1 protein-coding gene is annotated in these 1,189 nt (G+C 36.0%); it reads right to left on the reverse strand.

Going from position 1 to position 1,189, the window contains the following annotated elements; translation table 11 throughout:
- Positions 1–153: 153 nt before the first annotated feature.
- Complete coding sequence (locus FTT75_RS15655) at positions 154–888, reverse strand: TorF family putative porin (RefSeq protein ID WP_074383673.1); 735 nt, start codon at positions 886–888, stop codon at positions 154–156.
- Positions 889–1,189: the final 301 nt, after the last annotated feature.

Raw genomic sequence — 1,189 nt, forward strand, 5'->3', positions numbered from 1 at the left:
GAAATACGGTATTCTGATGTGACAAAACCTGAATCCTGGTCGTTAAAGTGTTTGTTTGCACTCATATTTTAACTGTTAGGACTCAGGTTTTTTTTATTTAAAGCAAACTATGGGACAGCAGTGACCTAAGGTCGCCTTTTTATCTAAAGAGAATTAGAAGCTATAACCCAGTCCAAATACGACCTTGTTCTTAAATTTATTATCGTCACGGTCATAACCACCCAAGATATAATTCATGCTTGCAGTCACACCTGTATCCGCTAGAGGTTTACTTAAACCGATATCAAAATGGCGGAAGCCAAATGATTCACTGCTGTCTTCAATATACTTACCCGATTCTTCGTAAATATATAAACCCAAAGCTGTATCTAGGCTAAAGTCTTTTGGCAGTGCATAGCTATATGTCCCTTTTAAGTATGTATCACCTGCATTACCCCAACCAGTATCTTCCAATAAAGTCTGTGCAGTCAGGCTTACATCTTTATAATCCAGACCTAATAGCAGCTCAAAACCATCATAAATACTTGTGTCTACATCATAGTAATAATAGTAAGTGGTTCCTACTGTAAAGCCTACGTCTTCATTGATTGAACCACCGTAACCTAGGTAAAAGTTATTTTCCATTGGGTTAGTAGTACCATAAGAATCTGTACCTAAAGTTGATGTCCACCAACCTGCGTAAAAACCCGATGCGTGGTTATAATCCAACCCACCTTGTAAAGTCGCCCCTGTATTCTCAACTGCTGTTGTATTACCACGTAATACATAGCTTGAAAGTACGCTGATATTTCCAGATACCGTATGTTCAGCAGCAGGTTCTTCGGCAAAAGTAAAAGAAGATACAGCGCCCAATAAAGCAAGAGATAATACTTTTAATGTTAATTTCATTGTGTGGCTCCCCCAGATCGTCTGAGACGTTTTTATGATCATTGATTAAACTCAAGCTCAAAATTTGCAAGAGCTATGCCAATCTGGATAAAAGGAACCAAAATAATAAATCTAAAAAGACAAATAAAATTTAAACCATTGTTTTTAAATAAAAATTAAAATTATGAAAAAATGAAGGCAGAGTAAAACTTGAAGTGCGACATAAACCACCTAATTAATTTAAAGGGTTTATGGAGTATATAAAATTGTCATACCATCATCTTAACTTTGAAGATCGTACTGCATTAATGCTTGAGTCAAG

This window comes from Acinetobacter sp. YH01008 (assembly GCF_013420435.1).
Taxonomy (GTDB): domain Bacteria; phylum Pseudomonadota; class Gammaproteobacteria; order Pseudomonadales; family Moraxellaceae; genus Acinetobacter; species Acinetobacter pseudolwoffii.